21 protein-coding genes are annotated in these 18,662 nt (G+C 41.3%); 3 read left to right on the plus strand and 18 right to left on the minus strand.

The window, feature by feature from the left end:
• Window positions 1-167 precede the first annotated feature (167 nt).
• A complete protein-coding gene (locus ACTJKG_RS02620) occupies window positions 168-728 on the minus strand; it encodes a DNA-3-methyladenine glycosylase I (protein ID WP_172334406.1) in 561 nt (186 codons plus the stop codon).
• A gap of 180 nt (window positions 729-908) precedes the next feature.
• A complete protein-coding gene (locus ACTJKG_RS02625) occupies window positions 909-1,253 on the minus strand; it encodes a carboxymuconolactone decarboxylase family protein (RefSeq protein ID WP_090472938.1) in 345 nt (114 codons plus the stop codon).
• Between the two features lie 422 nt (window positions 1,254-1,675).
• Between ACTJKG_RS02625 and ACTJKG_RS02630 the strand changes: the two genes are divergently transcribed.
• Both ACTJKG_RS02630 and ACTJKG_RS02635 read left to right on the plus strand, forming a co-directional pair.
• Window positions 1,676-2,950, plus strand: a complete 1,275-nt coding sequence (locus ACTJKG_RS02630; protein WP_440738271.1) for a hypothetical protein — start codon at window positions 1,676-1,678, stop codon at window positions 2,948-2,950.
• 96 nt (window positions 2,951-3,046) lie between these two features.
• Complete coding sequence (locus tag ACTJKG_RS02635) at window positions 3,047-3,406, plus strand: VOC family protein (protein ID WP_172334404.1); 360 nt, start codon at window positions 3,047-3,049, stop codon at window positions 3,404-3,406.
• A 13-nt stretch (window positions 3,407-3,419) separates the two neighbouring features.
• Here the strand turns inward: ACTJKG_RS02635 and ACTJKG_RS02640 are convergent, their stop codons facing one another.
• From ACTJKG_RS02640 to ACTJKG_RS02715, 16 genes are all read right to left on the minus strand, one after another.
• Entirely contained in the window at window positions 3,420-3,947 is a 528-nt protein-coding gene (locus ACTJKG_RS02640) for an isoprenylcysteine carboxyl methyltransferase family protein (RefSeq protein WP_172334403.1), read from the minus strand.
• Window positions 3,948-3,970: 23 nt separating this feature from the next.
• A complete protein-coding gene (locus ACTJKG_RS02645) occupies window positions 3,971-4,303 on the minus strand; it encodes an MGMT family protein (protein WP_440738272.1) in 333 nt (110 codons plus the stop codon).
• 269 nt (window positions 4,304-4,572) lie between these two features.
• Window positions 4,573-5,223 (minus strand): tRNA (guanosine(46)-N7)-methyltransferase TrmB, encoded by a 651-nt coding sequence (gene trmB / locus ACTJKG_RS02650; protein ID WP_440738273.1) that lies wholly within the window; start codon window positions 5,221-5,223, stop codon window positions 4,573-4,575.
• A gap of 209 nt (window positions 5,224-5,432) precedes the next feature.
• Window positions 5,433-5,873: a hypothetical protein gene (locus tag ACTJKG_RS02655; protein WP_440738274.1), complete on the minus strand. Its 441-nt coding sequence runs from the start codon at window positions 5,871-5,873 to the stop codon at window positions 5,433-5,435.
• A gap of 3 nt (window positions 5,874-5,876) precedes the next feature.
• The gene (locus ACTJKG_RS02660) at window positions 5,877-6,227 is read right to left on the minus strand and encodes a phage holin family protein (protein ID WP_172334399.1); all 351 of its coding nucleotides are present in this window, start codon (window positions 6,225-6,227) and stop codon (window positions 5,877-5,879) included.
• A 143-nt stretch (window positions 6,228-6,370) separates the two neighbouring features.
• A complete protein-coding gene (locus ACTJKG_RS02665; protein ID WP_172334398.1) occupies window positions 6,371-6,637 on the minus strand; it encodes a YtxH domain-containing protein in 267 nt (88 codons plus the stop codon).
• Window positions 6,638-6,795: 158 nt separating this feature from the next.
• On the minus strand, window positions 6,796-7,839 hold the full coding sequence (locus ACTJKG_RS02670) for an AI-2E family transporter (RefSeq protein ID WP_172334397.1): 1,044 nt from the start codon (window positions 7,837-7,839) through the stop codon (window positions 6,796-6,798).
• Window positions 7,840-8,005: 166 nt separating this feature from the next.
• Window positions 8,006-8,209, minus strand: a complete 204-nt coding sequence (locus tag ACTJKG_RS02675) for a hypothetical protein (protein WP_172334396.1) — start codon at window positions 8,207-8,209, stop codon at window positions 8,006-8,008.
• A 1-nt stretch (window position 8,210) separates the two neighbouring features.
• The gene (locus ACTJKG_RS02680) at window positions 8,211-9,632 is read right to left on the minus strand and encodes a sigma-54-dependent transcriptional regulator (protein WP_172334395.1); all 1,422 of its coding nucleotides are present in this window, start codon (window positions 9,630-9,632) and stop codon (window positions 8,211-8,213) included.
• A 178-nt stretch (window positions 9,633-9,810) separates the two neighbouring features.
• The gene (locus ACTJKG_RS02685; protein WP_172334394.1) at window positions 9,811-11,358 is read right to left on the minus strand and encodes a hypothetical protein; all 1,548 of its coding nucleotides are present in this window, start codon (window positions 11,356-11,358) and stop codon (window positions 9,811-9,813) included.
• 278 nt (window positions 11,359-11,636) lie between these two features.
• Window positions 11,637-12,242: a hypothetical protein gene (locus tag ACTJKG_RS02690; RefSeq protein WP_440738275.1), complete on the minus strand. Its 606-nt coding sequence runs from the start codon at window positions 12,240-12,242 to the stop codon at window positions 11,637-11,639.
• A 354-nt stretch (window positions 12,243-12,596) separates the two neighbouring features.
• Complete coding sequence (locus ACTJKG_RS02695; RefSeq protein ID WP_440738276.1) at window positions 12,597-13,379, minus strand: enoyl-CoA hydratase/isomerase family protein; 783 nt, start codon at window positions 13,377-13,379, stop codon at window positions 12,597-12,599.
• Window positions 13,380-13,392: 13 nt separating this feature from the next.
• Window positions 13,393-13,812, minus strand: coding sequence for a cobalamin B12-binding domain-containing protein (locus tag ACTJKG_RS02700; protein WP_172334391.1), 420 nt, complete (start codon window positions 13,810-13,812; stop codon window positions 13,393-13,395).
• Window positions 13,813-14,292: 480 nt separating this feature from the next.
• Window positions 14,293-14,691: a hypothetical protein gene (locus tag ACTJKG_RS02705; RefSeq protein ID WP_172334390.1), complete on the minus strand. Its 399-nt coding sequence runs from the start codon at window positions 14,689-14,691 to the stop codon at window positions 14,293-14,295.
• Between the two features lie 556 nt (window positions 14,692-15,247).
• Window positions 15,248-15,937: a response regulator transcription factor gene (locus ACTJKG_RS02710; RefSeq protein ID WP_172334389.1), complete on the minus strand. Its 690-nt coding sequence runs from the start codon at window positions 15,935-15,937 to the stop codon at window positions 15,248-15,250.
• A 1-nt stretch (window position 15,938) separates the two neighbouring features.
• Complete coding sequence (locus tag ACTJKG_RS02715) at window positions 15,939-17,555, minus strand: sensor histidine kinase (protein ID WP_440738277.1); 1,617 nt, start codon at window positions 17,553-17,555, stop codon at window positions 15,939-15,941.
• 398 nt (window positions 17,556-17,953) lie between these two features.
• On the opposite strand from ACTJKG_RS02715, the gene pdeM reads away from it, so the two are divergent.
• A complete protein-coding gene (pdeM, locus tag ACTJKG_RS02720; RefSeq protein ID WP_440738278.1) occupies window positions 17,954-18,619 on the plus strand; it encodes a ligase-associated DNA damage response endonuclease PdeM in 666 nt (221 codons plus the stop codon).
• Window positions 18,620-18,662: the final 43 nt, after the last annotated feature.

Below are 18,662 nucleotides of genomic sequence, written 5' to 3' on the forward strand. Positions count from 1 at the left end.
GTGATTTCACTGATTATCAGTTGATATATGTTAAAGACTAAATTGAATTGTATCTTTTCAAAAATACAATTTATGTTGATGAATAGTGGCCAAGCGCATTCTAAAAATCAAATCCAAAATTCATTCTCCAAAAATCGGTGAAATCCCTAACTAATCGGTGAAATCCCCTACCTAAAATCGCAAGTAGCCAGGTGATCGTTAACCATCCCGGTGGCTTGCATGTGCGCGTAGCAAATGGTGGTGCCAAAAAACTTAAAGCCCCGCTTTTTCATATCCTTGCTGATGGCATCAGATATGGGCGTACTGGCAGGAACGCTCCGCTCGGGGTGATTGATGATCGGTTTTCCATCGGGCATAAAGCTGTACAGGTATTGATCAAACGAGCCAAACTCCTTTTGCACCTGGATAAACAATTGAGCATTGGTAATGGCTGCCAGAATTTTTAATCGGTTACGGATGATGCCCGCATCCTGCATCAGGCGCTCCACATCGGCATCGGTAAAGGCAGCTACTTTTTTCACATCAAAATCAGCAAATGCTTTGCGGTAATTATCGCGGCGGCGCAAAATGGTGATCCAGCTTAAACCGGCCTGTGCCGATTCCAGTATCAGGAACTCAAACAGTACTTTATCATCATGGGTTTCTTTACCCCATTCTTCGTCATGATATTTCATGTACAAAGGATCGGTACCAGCCCATGCGCAGCGGGTTAAGTTTGGATTAGTCATATCATCTATTTGATTAAAAATTATAGAACCCGTCATTGCGAGCGATAGCGTGGCAATCCCCTACTTACAGAGCGGCTCCGCTAATCGGGGATTGCCACGTCGTTCCTCCTCGCAATGACGCGCGGGTTAATGTAGGGCTAAAACTAACTTTCTAATTAGCTTACAACAACCCGTTACTTACTAAGCCTCATTCAACTCATCCCAATACTCTACCGCCCTGCGGTAGTGGGGTATCACGATAGAGCCGCCTACCAGGTTGGCTATCATGAATATTTCATTCATTTCATCGCTGTTTACACCGGCTTCATGGCATTTGCCCAGGTGATATTTAATACAATCGTCGCAGCGCAAAACCATACTGGCTACCAGGCCCAGCATTTCTTTGGTTTTAACATCCAGCGCGCCGTCGGCATAACTGGTGGTATCCAGTGCGAAAAAGCGCTTGATATTGGTGTTGGCGGTTTCCATGATCCTATCATTCATTTTGGTACGATAGGCGTCAAATTCTTCTACAAGTTTTCCCACGGTAGTTCAATTAGTAAATTATTGAGTTAGTGAATTAGTGATTGTTTACAAACTTTTTAAAGGTATGATTTTAACATTTTTTTGTTTAAAAAGTAGGCAAAAGCGGGTTAAAAACAACTTGAAATAAATTCAAAACCTTCGATTTAACACTTTTTGATAAGCTTTTGATATGTTTTAAAAAATTTAAAAAGTGTCAATTATCCAATTGCCAAATATGTACATACTAAGCGCGCGGTTTTTTTTTCCATTTTTTTCCTTATTAAACAGCCCTGCTTTTTGTGCAAATTCAGGGTTGTTATTGACACAAATTTACTAATTTCATTAGCATTCAGGTGTTGTACTATAATCTTTTTAAATAAATTTTTATCCCCAATACATCTGTCGATTTATTTGATATACTTTTGCAGACCTAATTCTTATAAATGAAACAATTATTTTGTCTGCTGTTTTTGTTATCACAGACCACGCTTTTTTTACAAGCCCAAAGCAATTACAAACCCGGTTATGTTATTGACGGTAAAAATGACACCCTTAAAGGATTTATCAATTATCGTGAATGGATAAAAAATCCACGGGAAATCACCTTTAAACAAACACAAAACGCCCAACCACAAAAGTTCACAGTTACAAACGCCAATGCCTTTGCCATAACAGGCGCCGAATATTATGACAAGTTTACCGTTAACATTAGCACCAGTGAGGTTGATCTTGCAAAACTAAGCCACACCCTGGATACGGCTTATACCACAGATACTGTTTTTTTAAAAAGCCTGGTTAACGGCAAAAATGTTTCGCTTTATGTATGGACAGATAACGTAAAACCCAGGTACTACCTGTTTAACAAACAAACCCATACTATTGAATGGCTAAAGCAATACCAATACTTTAACGATGAGCGCCAATCCGTTGCCGTTGTTAACAGCTACATAAATCAGCTGCTAAGGCAAGCCTTTCAATACCTGCCCGGCGATACCAAAATTTTGACCCGCATACAAAAGGCCAGTTATTCTGAAAGTGACCTTACAGCTATTGTTATCGCGCTAAACGGCGGCAAAGCCACTCAACAGGCGATCCACACCACCTCCGGTATTCGTTTTTTTGCGGGAGCAGGCGCCCGTTACAGTAAACTTCAGTTTAAAGGGGCTGCCAGCTCAGGCAACCCGTTTAGCAATGGCGCAAATGATAAGACTTTTTCGCCTGTTATTACAGCCGGGTTAGATATCCTGATCAATAAATATACAGAAAAGTTACTTTTCAGGCTGGAGTTTGCCGGAGCTATTAATCGCTATCAGTTCGCCGAAGCCTCTTCTGGATCAGGCGCAAGTTCTGTTACCAATGCACTTGATGTTAAGCTATATCACCTGGCGGCCATACCACAGGTAATCTATAACTTTTATTCAACAGATAAACTTAAGGCCTTTATTGATGTTGGTTTGGCCATGAATGCTTATAAATACAATAATTACAATTTTGCCACCATCTATAATTTTGGCTCTACAACTACCGTTGTAAATCAAAACAAGTATCCTGATTTCCAAGGCTTCGACTTTGCAATTCCCATAAAAGCAGGCATACAAGTTAATAAGCGCGTAGAGATTTACGGAAGCTACTGGCTGCCATCGTCGCTCACCAAATACATTTACTACTCGGCAGATCAGTCTTCATTCCAGGCCGGTGTGAATTATATTTTCCGGTAGCTGCACCATATTCAGGGCCGTCTTTTTTACCTTTGGATTATCCGGGGTAAAGAAGACGGTTTTTTTGTACCCGCTGAATTCCGTAAAACACAACACATGATCAACTTTAAACGTGCCAACCATATACACATCTGTGTGCCGCCCGAAAGACAGGAAGAAGCCCGGCTGTTTTACACCCACGTTATTGGCCTGGAGCAAATAGAGCGCCCTGCTGTGTTTTCATCTGCCGGCCATTGGTTCCGGATAGCGGATATCGAACTGCATATCGGGGTAGAGGAAAGCCATCCCCGATCTATCAGGCACACTGCCTTTGAGATTGATGATGTAAAGACCGCCCGCAAACACCTGGAAAAGCATGGATTGGAAATTATGGAAGAGCCTTTGATAGCGGGTAGGGAGCGTTTTGCTTTTATAGATCCTTTCGGCAATCGCATGGAGCTATTGCAGATACTGTAGCAGCTTTTACTCTTTAGTATTGTTCAAAGTGCTCTTTCATCACTTTTTCTTCCTGCCTTATCCGGATGATCAGCGGGATAAGATAAATCGGGAAGCCTATGATCAAAGTAAACCAGGCATGAAAAACAAGCGCTATACCAATAAGCTCGGGTATAATATTCAGGAAGTAATTAGGATGCTTTACCAACCTGAACAGCGCGTTGGTATTCAGGGTATGATATTGCTTTGGTGCAATGATCAGCTTAACTGTCCATACATGCCTGATGGCGTAAATAACATAATAAAGCACGGCTATAGCTGCAATATAAATAATGAGCCCATAGGTAGTGAGGTTGTCGGTATAAAAAGCGCCTTTGGTATAACCTTCAACTAAGCAGGCAGCATAATAGGCAAAATGGAATAATACCAGTACGGTAGAATTGGCTTTGCCATATTCTACAGCGCCCAGCTTTTTTAATTTTTTTTCATTCCGTGCCGAAATAAAAATGGTGATCAATCGTAAAAAAAATACGATGTAAAATAAAATGTTCAGGGGTATCATAAAAAACTAATATTGATTTTAAATTATAAAGCCAGCTCGATATTCGGATCCCAAAATACGGTTTTAAAATCCTGTACCTGATCGTCAATTACTTTTACGCCTTCGCTTTCTAACAGTTCGGCCATGAGGTTGCCACCGAAGTGAAATTTAGCGGTAAGCAGGCCCTGCCTGTTCACCACCCGGTGCGCCGGTACTTTGGGCACTACCTTACCCGCCGCCTGCAGGGCGTAGCCCACCATACGCGATGAACCTTTGGTACCCAAATAACTGGCAATGGCACCATAAGAGGTTACCCTCCCCACCGGGATAAGCCGGGCCACCTGGTATACTTTATCGAAGAAGTTAATATCATCCATGATAAAAAGCTTAAAGTCGAAAGCGAAAGACTTAAAGCTAAGATCCGATTTACAAACTCAATAACCCCATGTCATAGCGGGCGTAGCGTGGATAACCGATTAACGGGAGCTCATTAATACCTTGAAAAAACAATTAACAATATTAATAATCCCCGACTTACGGAAACGCTCTGTATATTGGGGATTGCCACGTCGTTCCTCCTCGCAATGACGTGTGAGTTGGTTTCTTTATCCTAAAGTCCTGTAATCCCATAGTCCCCAAATCTTACCTACGCAAACGAAAATTTAAGGTAATTAATGTTCTTATTATCCTTTAAATATTTCTTTTCGTAATAGGTTTTAATGGATAACACCTCATCTGCATAGGGCGAATGGTACAGGTCTTCGGTTTTGATATGGAGCCTGAGTTTCAATTCTTCTATTTTTTCGGCAGTATAGGCATGCAAACCGTCGTTGTCGGTTTTTAAATTCACACAGCCACCGGGTTTTAATATTTCGATGTATTTATCCAGGAAGCGAGGCGAGGTAAGGCGCTTTTTTTCGCGGCTTAGCTGTGGCTGCGGGTCGGGAAAGGTTATCCAGATCTCGTCAACCTCACCAGTAGCAAAATAATCCAGCAGGTTTTCGATCTGTATGCGCAAAAAGGCCACATTAGGCACACCATCTTCCAGCGCGGTTTTCGCACCGCGCCAAATACGGTTGCCCTTATAATCAATACCGATAAAATTTTTATCAGGAAACAAGGTGGCCAGGTTCACGGTGTATTCGCCTTTACCGCAGGCCAGTTCCAACACTACCGGATTATTGTTTTTAAAAAAACCTTTGCTCCACTCGCCTTTAAAAGGCTTACCGGCATCTAATTGTAATACGTTGCTAAAAGTATCAATTTCAGCAAAGCGTTTTAATTTATCTTTTCCCACTTCTGTAAATAAAACGCAAAAATAGGCTTTTCTGCAAACTGTGAAAATTTGGGCTGTTTTGGTAGCCCGTACAAAGGTTTTTACAAAGAGATGCATATTTGCGTCTGCGGCCAAGTACAGTGCATAGAAATAAAAAAAGACGCAATTATGCGTCTCTACAATAACATTAAGAACTTAAGCCTTTCTACTTCAGACTTAAGACTCAAAAACTACATCACCACCGGTGGCGGCACATTGGGCATACCTTTAGCGGGTGTTTCCGGTTTACTTTTCAGCACAGAAGAAGCTACCGCTTTTACCTTATCCCATAAACCGTGGATCGCGTCGCCGCTGATGTAATTAGAAGCTTTTTGCGATACCAGGCCAACCAGGGTTTTAACCAAAAAGTTTGACCGTTTAAACAATGTTTTATTCAAGGTTACCGGCAATACGATCCTGGATAGCAGGCCAAAAAAGTCCTGATTAAAAATACCCGGGTGCTCGTCACCGTCGTTTCTGTTACCTGAATTCAATAACGACATGACGCTGGCAAATATGGCCGATGGGCTACTAAAGCGCTTGGCCAGTTCTTCGCCCTGGCGGGCTTCAATAACGCGTATCCTCGCAATCTCTTCCCGCAGATCATTGATATTTTTTATTGAAACGTCCATGCTTTATTTTTTAAATAGTTTTTGTACGAAAAGATTGATCAACGGCTTTTCAATACGCTCCTTATTGAGCTTTACAACAACGGCTATTATTAAATAAATAAGCGCCACACAGCCAAAGCCCTCCCAATCTGAATTTAACAAGTAAGCCAGGTAAAAGGCTAAAGTAAGACTGGCAAACATAAAGGCCAGCACCATACTTATGGCTGTAATAACATCCGTGATCATACTGGCTAAAATTGAAGTTCCACCTTCAATAGCCTCATATTTCAAAAGCTTAAAACGCGTTTCGGCATATTCCTTCAGCTGATCAACAATAGGTGGCAGTGGTGGTGGTGTTTCTTTTTTGGCTTCCATAGATGTAGTTTATATTTTCAACAATACGAATCAAGATATTAGAGTCAAGAATCAAGACAGAAGATAACGACAAATCGCCAATTGCTCTTCTTGATTCTTGAATCTAATATCCTGGCTCTCTTTTACCGAAGAATGAGGTAAAATTATGCGTGTTCCAGATCGTCCTGATACTCTTCTTCGGCCCCTCTGATCTTTGATTTTATATTTTCAACCACTTTATCTTTAAACCCAACCAGGTTATCAATTTCGGCAGCCGCGGTATCTTTTATTGATTCGCCTAAGTTTTTTAATGATTCAGTTAGCTTGTCACGTGTTTCGTTACCTTTATCTGGTGCAAACAAAATACCCAGGGCTGCTCCTGCTGCCAAGCCAGCAAGCAATGCAACAACTACTTTTGTGTTATCATTCATTGTAATATAATTTTAAGTTGAACATTTGTTGTAATATGATTAAATATCCTGCCAAATATTACAGATCGGCCAATTTTTCTGCAATTTCTGTATAATTTATTTTTTTAACTCCCAATAGCGCTTTGCCTTATGTTCACAAAACTATTCAATTCAATCTGTCAGTTTTCGGGCGACGACTGTATCCGTTCCAATCTGTCGGCTGCCAATCTGTTAGTTTCGTATATCTCCAGTAACAATAAAAAATAGGATAATAATACCGGTCCGAAAACCAGGCCTAATATCCCAAAAAGCGGCAAGCCTATAAACACACCAATAACCGATATAATGGGGTGGGTATTAGCTATACGCTTATTAATAATCATGCGCAAAACATTATCAATATTACCAATAACCAGCAAACCGTAAATCAGCAGCAAAACCCCTTTTAGCGTATGCCCCTGCGCAAACAGCAAAATACTGGCAGGTATAGAAAGCGTTGGCGCCCCAACTACCGGCAAAAAGGATATAAAAGCGCCTATCACTCCCCAAAAAACCGCGTCGGGTATACCAAATGCGTAAAAGCCTATAGCCAGCAGTGTACCCTGTATAACGGCTATTATTCCTTGCCCTAAAACGTTTGAATAGGTAGAATCGCGTAGGGCAGATGCAAATTTTAACGCGTGTTGTTCACGGAATGGAGCGTACTTTAATAAACCAGCCTCAAACTCTCGTATTTGTGTGAGCATAAAATACAACAGAAAGTACAATACCAATAAGGTAATAATGATATTGGCAGCGCTGCTTAATATAGATGGGAAAAGTTCGGTACCAAAAGAGCCCAGCTTTTGAAGTGTATTTTCGGCAAAGCGGGGCTGGTTCAGATTGGTTGCCGCAAAGGCATCAATCTTGGATGTCCATTGTTCAATAGGTAAGGATTTAATGTCGATGCTTGATATTTTACCCACTACCATGATACTGAGTAGCAAGAAGGGGATAACGATAACAATAAGGGATGCAAATATAATGAGCAAAGCTACCGCTACCCGGTTCCATCCCTTTTTTTCGACAAAGTAAAGGTACACCGGCCTGAAAATAGTAAACAACACAATAGCCCCCAATATCGAACTGAACAAACCGCTTAGCGCATACAGCAAAAAGCACCCCAGTATAATGATACTTACCAGGATAATGTTATTGCGTTGTTTATAATTAAAAATTGACATTTTTATATTTTAGTATCGAGTAGTTGGTATCAAGTATCAAGACTTTAATTGTACAGATATCCACTAAATTTGTTTGAATAATGATTGATCATTAAGCCACATTGCATGGTGCACCAATTTACAAATATCTTGATACTTGATACCAGCTACTTGATACTAAAAAGAGCTAATCGGTATTGTTTAGCAAATTGTTTATCTGGGTTGAACTTGTTAAAATGGTATCCAGGTAAAATAAGCAATCATCCGAAAGATCAGGTATCTCATATTTCAACTGCTCCAGAGCCAGGTGAATATTGGAGAGTTGATTTTTAATATCGTGCTTTAACTTACGCAAGTTGTCGTCATTACTCCTTGCCTGTTGATCTTCCATTTTATTTAAGGTTGATAGCCTTCATTTTATTATACAGGGTTTTACGGTCGATGTTTAATATTTCGGCCGCTTTTGTTTTATTAAAGTTCACTTCTCTTAAAACCTTAATAATGGTTTCATATTCCGCTTCGAGGGCCGCGTTTTTCAGGTCGTGCCGTGGTTCCTTTACTTCTGGCACCTCGCTTACCTGGTTGTAAGATTGTTCAAATGAGGGCACTTTAAAGTTGGATATCTCCAGTGGCAAGGCCTTCATCGTGATCTCGTTATCCTCTGCCAGTAAAGCCGCCCTCCTGATCACGTTTTTCAGTTCGCGGATGTTGCCCGGCCAGCGGTAATTCATAAAACAATCAATCACCTCGGGTGCAAACGTGGTTACATTACGACCCAGCTCATTATTGGCTATTTTTAAAAAATGATCTGCCAGCAGCATAATATCGTTGCCCCGCTCACGCAATGGCGGCATGTAGATGGTAAATTCATTAAACCGGTGGTACAGATCCTCCCTGAATTTGCCTTTTAATATACCATCCTGCAAGCTCTCATTGGTAGCTATAATAATGCGCACATCCAGATCGATCTCCTTGGTGCTGCCTATCCTTTTAACTTTGCGCTCCTGAACGGTGCGCAGCAAGGCAGCCTGGATCTCATAGGAGAGGTTGCCCACTTCATCTAAAAACAGAGTACCGCCATTAGCCATTTCAAAATGCCCAATTTTAGTATACAAGGCTCCGGTGAATGATCCTTTTTCATGACCAAAGAATTCGCTGGCTGCCAGTTCTTTGGTTAACGAACCGCAATCCATGGCGATGAAAGGCTGGTTATGCCGCTGGCTGTTCAAATGGATACTTTTGGCCACCGACTCTTTACCCGTACCACTTTCACCCAATATAATTACACTGTAATTGGTTGGGGCCACCAGCTCTATCTGGCGTTGCAGCTCTTTTGACGATTTGCTGCTGCCGGCCACAAATTCGCTGGCAAATACCACTTTTTTATTGTCGCGGCTTTTTGATTTTTCGGCAACCACATTATTGTCGCTGCCGGTATCTTCAACCAGGGCATAATGGGTTTCGACAGCCTTATTAATGGTATTTAGTATTTCGTCGGGATATAAGGGCTTGGTGATGTAATCATAGGCGCCCATTTTTATCAGTTCAACCGCCATTTTTATATCCGAGTACCCGGTTATAATAATAACGCCGGTTTTAGGGTATTGGGTTTTGATGTTCCTGAGCATTTCGCGGCCATCGGTATCTTCGAGCCTGAAATCGCATAGCACCAGGTTAAACTCGTCATTTTTAAGCGCTTCCATGCCACTTGTACCGCTGGAGGCAGTACTCACATCAAAGCCATTACGGGTTAAAAATTTAGATAGCAATAAAGCCACATTAACTTCATCATCAATGATGAGGATTTTCTTCATAAGAGCAATACTGGTAACGGTAAATGTATAAACGCGTTTAAGTTACAAACAATGTTGCTAATTTATGGAGCTTAATTTAAAAACGGGCTTTTAAACACAAAAAAGGGGTAAACAAAAAGGGAGATCAACATTGATCTCCCTTTTGGATAAAATATTAAATGATTGGTTTAATTAATGATCAGAATACTCTTTTGGGTTCAATGCCTAAGCTTAAAATATTGCCGGTTGTTATTTCCCTCGTAGAATAAGCATTATTTGAAAACCCTGTAATTATGGGCTGGTCAAAAGTCAAAGTGGCTTCTCCTAAAAAATCAGAAGTTAGAGTTGTTTTCACACTGAACGTCCTTTTATCGCTGGTTGTTGCAGTAGCGCCAAATTTTAATCCTACTTTTTCAATCACAGAACTGGTTATTTCAAAGTTAGCAGCAAACGTTGTTGTGTTTTCATACGACTGATTAACCTCCTGTGAATTATCATTCTCGTACACGATAAACTTCCATGCAGTACCATAATTTTGCAAATCCCAAGGCACCAATTCTACATTAGGATGATATTCCTTAGGGGTAACGCTCTGGAGGATATAAAACTCAAATACCTTTCCGCTTCCGCTATATTTAAGATCAAATAACTCCTCAGGTCTTACACTCAATATTTTAGTAATTTGATTCCCTATGCCATTTTTTGAATTAAGTAAAATTGTTATTGTGAATTCAAAATTTCCGTCAGTCCAGGGTTTTTTGGGATATGGTACACCATTATTTGTCAACCCAAATTGATTATACTTTGCATTGGCTTTAGGGTCTTCGTCCTGATCTGCAATTTTACCCAATGCGTCAGGTGTCAAAAATTTAAATGAAGTAATGAATTCGCTGTAATTGTGTCTAAATTCACCTCTTGTGTTAGTTGCAGTTAAACCATAATATATGTAGTCGCGTTGCCAATCATTTCCCGAATTATAAGCTGCAATATTTATAGGATCGATACCATTAGCGTCTGTTGTTCTGTTAATGTTAAGCCTGTTCGAAGTAACTTTTTTATGGATGTTGTCGAAAGCAGCATCAGCAAAACTTAAATTTAAGTTGCCGCTTGTATAAGCAACCAATGATGTTGTCCCTGTTGAGGCAGTTGTATTAGCTCGCAAGTTGGAGTTGCTATTTGTATTTATTACAATTCTTTCGTTCTGTTTTACTACAAGAACAGGAAACCCAGGTATTTCATTTGATTTCGCTATAATTTCTTTACCCAAATCATCATAAATAGAAGTTTGATCTTGCCCTGATACGGCGCTTGCCACTAAAGGAATCTCTGTATTTGTATTCCATTTTTCAGGTGAAAAATTGGGCAATGTAGGGATCAATATAGTTAACAGCGGTAATTGAATTTCAATTGATTCAAGCTCTTCTTTAGAATTTGCAAAATGAACCAACTTTTCATGTACGGTCTCTGTATTATTAACTTTTTTGTCTTTAATCATCAGATAAAGTACATCGTAATCATTATCAAATTGTTTTAAGCTTTCTTCTTTGAGAAAAGCTCTCAAAGCACCGTCTGTTTTAACTGCTTTTGCCAAAATTTTAGCAAATGTAATTTGAGACTTGCTTGTTGCTGAATTTTCAGTTACAATACTGGTGGGTGGATTTTGATTTTGATTGATGTCTTTTTTACAGGCCTGAATTAAAGAAATAAAAAACAAGCAGGAAGAAATAATAAGGATTTTTTTTGTCATAATATTTTTAAATTATTGCGCAAATAGAATCAAAAAAGAATAAAAACATGTCTATTTATTGCAATAATAATAATTATAAAATCATATTATATATAATCATACTCTCCATTCTCGACCATATTTCAAACCAAGTGACATAGTTCAAAATAAGATTTCTAATCGCTATATGACAATTACAGATTATATGCATCTGAATACTTAAACGCAAAAAAAGGCACAAACAAAAAGGGCAGCCAATTGGCTACCCTTTTTGTTAATTAGGTATATGTAGGGCCATATTAGAAGCCGTATGCTACACGCAGACCTAAGAAGCTTACCTTGCTGTCGTTAATACCAGTTGCATATTTTGTAGTTGCTTCGTAACGGATACCAGCGTCGATAAAGTTACCGTTTGCGCTAACCGGGAACTGAACACCTACTTGCGGAGCATAAACAAACGCTGTTGATTTGTTAACACCAACATCTTTTTTGTTTAACAAAAATGCGGCACCAGCCTCACCTTGTACATAAAAGTTTGGAATAACGAAGTATTTTAAACCCGCTTTTACAGGGATCAGTTGAAAGTTTGTAACGTCATACTGACCAAGTGGACCTACCTGATTCTTCTTACCAAATACGTTATTGTAACCAGCGTTAACAGTAACAAATAATTGGTTTGAAATAACCGGGATGTCCGCTTGTACCGAACCGCCTAAATTCCATTTGTAGTTATCTTTAAAGCTTCCCAATGGGATACCAGCGTCAACGCCGATGCTATAACGGATACCGTTGTTAGTAGTGGTTGATGTAGTAGAAGTGGTTGGGGTAGTTGTTTGTGCTTTAGCGCCAAATGCAAATCCTGCAAATGCTAAAACAAGGGCCGAAATTTTAAATGTATTTTTCATAACAATTGTGTGTTTTTGATATATGTTTTATAAACACAATGCAAAGTAAAGCACAGAAACATATACGATTTTTCATCCAAAAGTCACGAATATTTAATCGATTGATTAACAATGATTTATTTTTTGACCAATTTGGTATTTTAGTCAAGCCATTGTCAAATTGAATATTTACCCTCCCGTTAGTGTCAAATTAACACGGAATTAACATAGCTTTTCGGCCGGCAAAAAGCCTTTTTTTGGCGCGTTTGGTGGCTAATTTTTGTTTTTAAGGATAAGGGGCTATCCGAATAAGATAGCCGGATAGCCCCTGACAGAACTTTCATTAACAAATTTTTAACATGGAGATCGGGCAGATCACTCTCCCTTAAACGCGGCTTTGCGTTTTTCTAAAAAAGCGGTAACACCTTCTTTAAAATCTTTGGTGCCAAAACATTTTCCAAACTGTGCTATCTCGATACCGTAACCATCAACGCCATCAGTAAAGCCTGCGTTTACAGAGTGTATAGCGGCAGCCAGGGCCAGCGGCGCCCGCTGTAATATCTTTTGTAATAACTCTTCGGCTTTAATAAGCAAATCTTCCGGGCAAAACACATGGGTAACCAGGCCGTATTGGTGGGCTTCAACAGCGGTGATCATATCGGCGGTCAGTATCATTTCCAGGGCTTTGCCTTTTCCTATCAGCTGGGCCAGGCGCTGGGTGCCGCCATAACCGGGTATTAAACCCAGGGTAACTTCGGGCAGTCCCATTTTGGCAGTTTCTGAAGCTATGCGGATATGACAGGCCATAGCCAGCTCCAAACCACCACCCAATGCAAAACCATTAATGGCCGCTATTACCGGTTTATTGCCATTGGCAATCAGGTTAAACACCTCTATTTGTCCTTTCCGGGCCAGGGCCGTGCCTTCATCAACATTCAGGTTGGCAAATTCGCTGATATCGGCACCGGCTACAAAAGCCTTCGCTCCGGTTCCGGTAATAATAATACCGCCAACGGCAGGGTTTTTAAAAGCCGCGGCAAAGGCTATGTGCAGCTCGGCCAGGGTTTCCCGGTTGAGGGCATTGAGCTTACTTTCGCGATTAATGATGATGTATTGTATGCGTTCTTTATTTTCTATCAGCAGATTTTGAAATTCCATGGGGTTGTTTTATTTAAAAATTACGATGCTCGTGCACCCAATCCGTAATATAAGCTACAATGTCCTGTGTGCTGGTTCCAGGCGGAAAAAGTTCGCCAACGCCCGATTGTTTCAGCGTCACCATATCTTCATGCGGGATAATGCCGCCGCCGGTAAGCAGCACATCATCCATCTCTTTTTCCCGCAGCAGTTTAATGATGCGCGGAAAAACGGTCATGTGCGCGCCTGATAGTATGGATATACCAATGGCATCCACATCTTCCTGCAGGGCGGTATTCACCACCATTTCGGGGGTTTGGCGCAGGCCGGTATAAATTACTTCCATCCCGGCATCGCGCAGGGAGGTGGCAATAATGCGTGCGCCGCGGTCGTGCCCGTCAAGACCTACTTTAGCTACTAAAACGCGTATGGGGCGGTTAAAGGTATTACTCATGTAAAACCGTATTGGTTGCCGTAAAAGTAATAAGAAAGCCGGGAATATTTCGGATGTCGGATGTTCGATGTCGGATTTATATTACAGAACCAGGAACCTCATCGCCACCAGCCCAAAAACCGAACTTATAAAATTCAAACTGCCTCCTCTTAACAAAAACTTTTTAAAGCTCTATTTTAACACTTTTCGGCTCAAAATGAGGGCAAAAACAGGTTAAAAACTGTTCAAAACTCAATCAAAACCATCGATTTTAACACTTTTTAACAAATTTTTGACGCGTTTTGAAAAGTTTAAAAAGAACTATATAATTGATATTCAAATAACTACATACCCAACGGGTGATTTTTGCGCCTTTTATCTCTTTAACCAAACAGCCCTGCTTACAATTTTCAAGTAAGCAGGGCTGTTTGGTGGATATACTTAAAGATACAAAAAATATCCTGGGATTACAATGGGTTATGGTTAGTCAGGGTAAACAAACTATTGCTTTTTTAACCTGTAGGTATAATTATAGCCCGTGCCTTTTTTCACCAGGATCAAACTATCGCCTTTGGTGGTTGAGGTGTAAGTACCGTTGAGCAACAGGCCCCAATCAAAATTGGCTGTGTGTACCGTACTGTCTGTAAATGCTATTTGATTTTTGCTGGTAACGTAGCTGCCTCTGCTCGAAACGCCGAAAGCGGTATTTAAAGTAGCTTGATATGTTTTACCTGTAATAACAACTTTGGCTGTAGCGCTAGTTGCGCCAACGCTTGTGGATGTAAATGCACCGGTATACGTTCCGTCCAGCTTTTGTGGGAGCGGGGTTGCCTCGTTTTTGGAACAGGCAGTAAAACTTAGCGTAGCAGAGAGTAAAATAAAAAAGATAGGGGTTTTCATAATTTGGTTTTTTAATCATTACGGTTGATGGATGATTTGTGTAACAGGTTGATGAAAAATCCTTTTCGGAGAGGCATGTATGGTGCAGACCCGCTCTTGGCCGCGGGAGGGCCCTTACTTTGTAGCCACAAAGTAACCAAAGGGCTTTCAGCAGAAATGCTTCTTTGCGCACGAGGCCTTTGCCCTGCAAATCAGGCAGAACCACGGGCTGCAATTATTTGCCCCGCTTCGCACCCTTTAGCCTCTGCTTCTGCAAAACTTGCTATGCCCCTGCAGCCGCACAGGCCACCATCGTTCTACCCGCTTTCGTCCGAAGCTGTTCTGCTGACGGGGAAAGGAAATTCAATAAATCATTAATTAAAGCGTGGCCAGCCAGGGGGTTCAATTGGGCTAAAGCCCATAGCAGCTATTTACTTGTAATCCGTTGGTTAAAACCAACGGCAATAAAGGGTAAATCAATTAGTTTTCCATTCATTGCCGTCCCATTTATGGGACGGATAATAGAAGCATTTGATGGCTTTAGCCAAAAACGATCTTCCGAACACCTATAGTTCCATCACCAGACCAATTTGTACCCATGTCCTCTTACGGTAATGATCTGCACGTTGGGGTCGGCTTTTAAATGTGTGCGGAGTTTGCTGATGAACACATCCAGGCTCCGGGCATTAAAAAAGCTGTCGTCGCCCCAAACGGTTTCCAGCAATGCTTTTCGTGGTAATATTTGCTGCTGGTTTTTACATAACAACCTCAAAATATCGCTTTCCCTGCTGGTTAATTGCCATTGGTTGATGCCTTGCTGAACGGTATTTTTTAGTGGGTTAAACGTAATACTGCCTATCTGGTGACTTTCGCCCGCGGGTTTGCCGGTGCTCAACAAACGGTTATCACTTAGTAAAACCCTGATGCGCACTACCAGTTCCTCTACACTAAAAGGCTTTTTTAAATAGTCGTTAGCGCCCGACTCAAACCCGGCCACCACATCTTTGGGCTGCGACCGGGCCGTTAAAAATATGATCGGTGTTAGTTTGTCGGTTTCACGTACCTGCCTGGCTACTTCAAAGCCATCCATTTTGGGCATCATGATATCCAGCACTAAAATATCGGGCCTGTCGCTTTTATATTTTTGCAGGGCCTGTTCGCCATTGGCGCACAGTATTACTTCAAAGCTATTTTCTTCCAGGCTTTCACGTACAATATGGGCCAGGGCCAGTTCATCTTCGGCCAGCAATAAGCGTATTTTACTCATATTACATCGGTATTGATATCATAAACTGACTGCCCGTATTCACTTCGCTTTTTACAGTTACCTGGCCACCATGCGCTTCTGCAATATACTTCACATAACTTAAACCAAGCCCGGTACCTTTCACATTGTGCACATTACCGGTAGGTACCCGGTGAAACTTTTCAAAAATGCGCCCCAGGTGCGCTGCCGGGATGCCCATACCCTTATCGCTTACGGAAAAAACGATCATATTGCCATCCCGGTATACATCTATCTTGATATCGGCCGGCTCATTGGAATATTTAACCGCGTTATCCAAAACATTCAATATGGCGTTACCGAAGTGCAGTTTATCCGCCACAATATAATCAACCCGATCTCTATTATTATAGGTGATGCTCACTGTTTTAGCGGCTTTGGCTTTTTCGGCGGTTATCAGTTCGTTCATCAAGGCATCAACCTGTATTTTCTCTTTCAGCAAGGTTATTTTATCGCGTTCAAAGGCGGCTACATCAAGCACTTTGCCCACCAGCTCGTTTAGTTTGGTCAGTTCATTCCTGGAGGTTTGCAGGTATCGCTGTGTTTTTTCGGGATCATTTAAGGCATTAAATTTTTGCAGCCCCTCAATGGCTACGGTAATAGTAGCGATAGGTGTTTTTAATTCATGCGTCATGTTGTTTATAAAATCATCCTTTAACTCGCCCAGTGCTTTTTGCTGATTGATGGTTCGGACTATATAATAAAAGCAAAATATAGTGAACAACACCAGCAGTGCCGATAATAGCAGGGTGATCATCATCCCTTTGATAACGGCATATTGCGGATTGCGGATCGCCGCCTTTGCATATAACGTAAACTCATCTTGCCGGGTGTAATGCGTTAAAAGAAATATAAAGCCATGATATTGATAAACGTTTTCATTGGTTTCGCCGTCATGGAAATTGAAATTTTGCTCCGACTGGCCTTTGTTGGGTAAGCTTAAAATAAACGGCGCATCAATATTCCTTTTCTGTAGTTCCTCGGTAAAATACCGGCTTAGCTTTAAACTATCGGCCTGTTTATAATTGGGTGGCAAAGCATATATGCCCTCTTTGGGCAGCGGCCATTTATTGCCGGGGATACCTGGGTGCGTTTTTATAAATGTGGATAGTTCCTGTGAGGGGTGCATAGCATCGTCGATACCTAAAAATGTGGTGAGCTCCATCATTAAAGTCGGAACATAAAAAGACATTTCCGTTAGCACCTCCGGAACGGTGGCTTTATGACCGATCATATCCTTATAATAGTTATAGGTATTGACATTCGTTTGAAAAGGATTGCTGTTTACAGAGCCATGAAATGAGAAACTAATATTAAGCACCGGGTTTACGTTGTTGTTTGGAGTATTTACTCTTGAAGGGGTATCGATGGTAATAACACTGCTGGGATCAGAAAGTCGTTTTACCAATACGGTTCGGACGGAGTCAAAATAATCTTTTTTACACCGGTCCATAGCAAGCTGCATGGCGACGATTACTTTGCTATCAAATATTTTTTTATTGATGGTATAAGCATTGAGGCTCCAATAAATTTGGAAAATAACAATGCCTGTTAATGATATGGCTATTAAGATTAATACGATTTTGAGTTTCCTTTTCATGATTAATGGATTGATGAAGATAAAAGTAAATACATCAATATGTGCCGGCATTTTCTGTTAACATTGCTTAACATTAAATAATAAAAATTAAGGTTGAGGGGCTTTTAAATTCCCTCCCCACAGGAGGGGTGTGGCTGGTTTGTGAGCAAAAGCGGGGAGGGGTTTATACGTTATGCACATAGAAACCCCTTCCTCCCGCTTTAAGGCAAGTCGCAGAGTAGACTCACTCGGTCTGCACTTCGCTGGACCACCCTCTCTTCGGCTTCGCCGGAAAGAGGGTAGAGAAAATAAAAGTGTAAAATCCCCTCTCTCCGCTTCGCGCATAGAGGGGCGACAAGCGCAGCGACGTCGGGGTGAGTCGATACATCTCCGGAAATAAATTTTAACTTTGTTCTGTTATGATGATCTGTGTGGCAACTCCATTTACTTTATTAGGGCAAAAACTTTTATTACTCCCTCAGAAAGCGATCTATTGGGAGCAGCAAAAGGCATTGATCATTGCCGATGTGCACCTGGGCAAGGTGGGGCATTTCCGCAAGGCGGGCATCGCCATTCCAAGGGATATGGAGCAAAGCGATCTGGCTACTCTGTCTGATCTGATCCATGAATATCAACCCGAAAAACTATTGTTCCTGGGTGACCTTTTCCACAGCAATATGAATAACGACTGGGATTGGTTTATCCTGTGGCGAAGCCAGTTTCCCAACTTGCAGATCATCCTGGTTCGGGGCAATCATGATATCATCGCCGATAAACATTACCAGAAACTGAATATCGAACTACATGACGAATTGCTCATGCATCCCTTTTTAATGCAGCATCATCCGCTTGTTGACGAGCAGTTGCAAAACGCGGGGGGCTATGTTTTTTGCGGACACATACACCCCGGAGTTAACCTGAGCGGCCGTGGCAGGCAATCCATCACGCTGCCTTGTTTTGCTTTTGGCAGTAAACAGGCCGTATTGCCTTCGTTTGGTAAATTCACCGGCAAAGTGGCCATCCGCAATCAAAAAGCCGACAGGATATTTGCCGTTTTGAAAGATAAGGTGCTGGCTATTGAATGAACGAGAGAATCAAGAAGCCAGAGTCAGGAATCAAGAAAAACTT

It is taken from the genome of Mucilaginibacter sp. 22184 (assembly GCF_052045695.1).
GTDB lineage: Bacteria > Bacteroidota > Bacteroidia > Sphingobacteriales > Sphingobacteriaceae > Mucilaginibacter.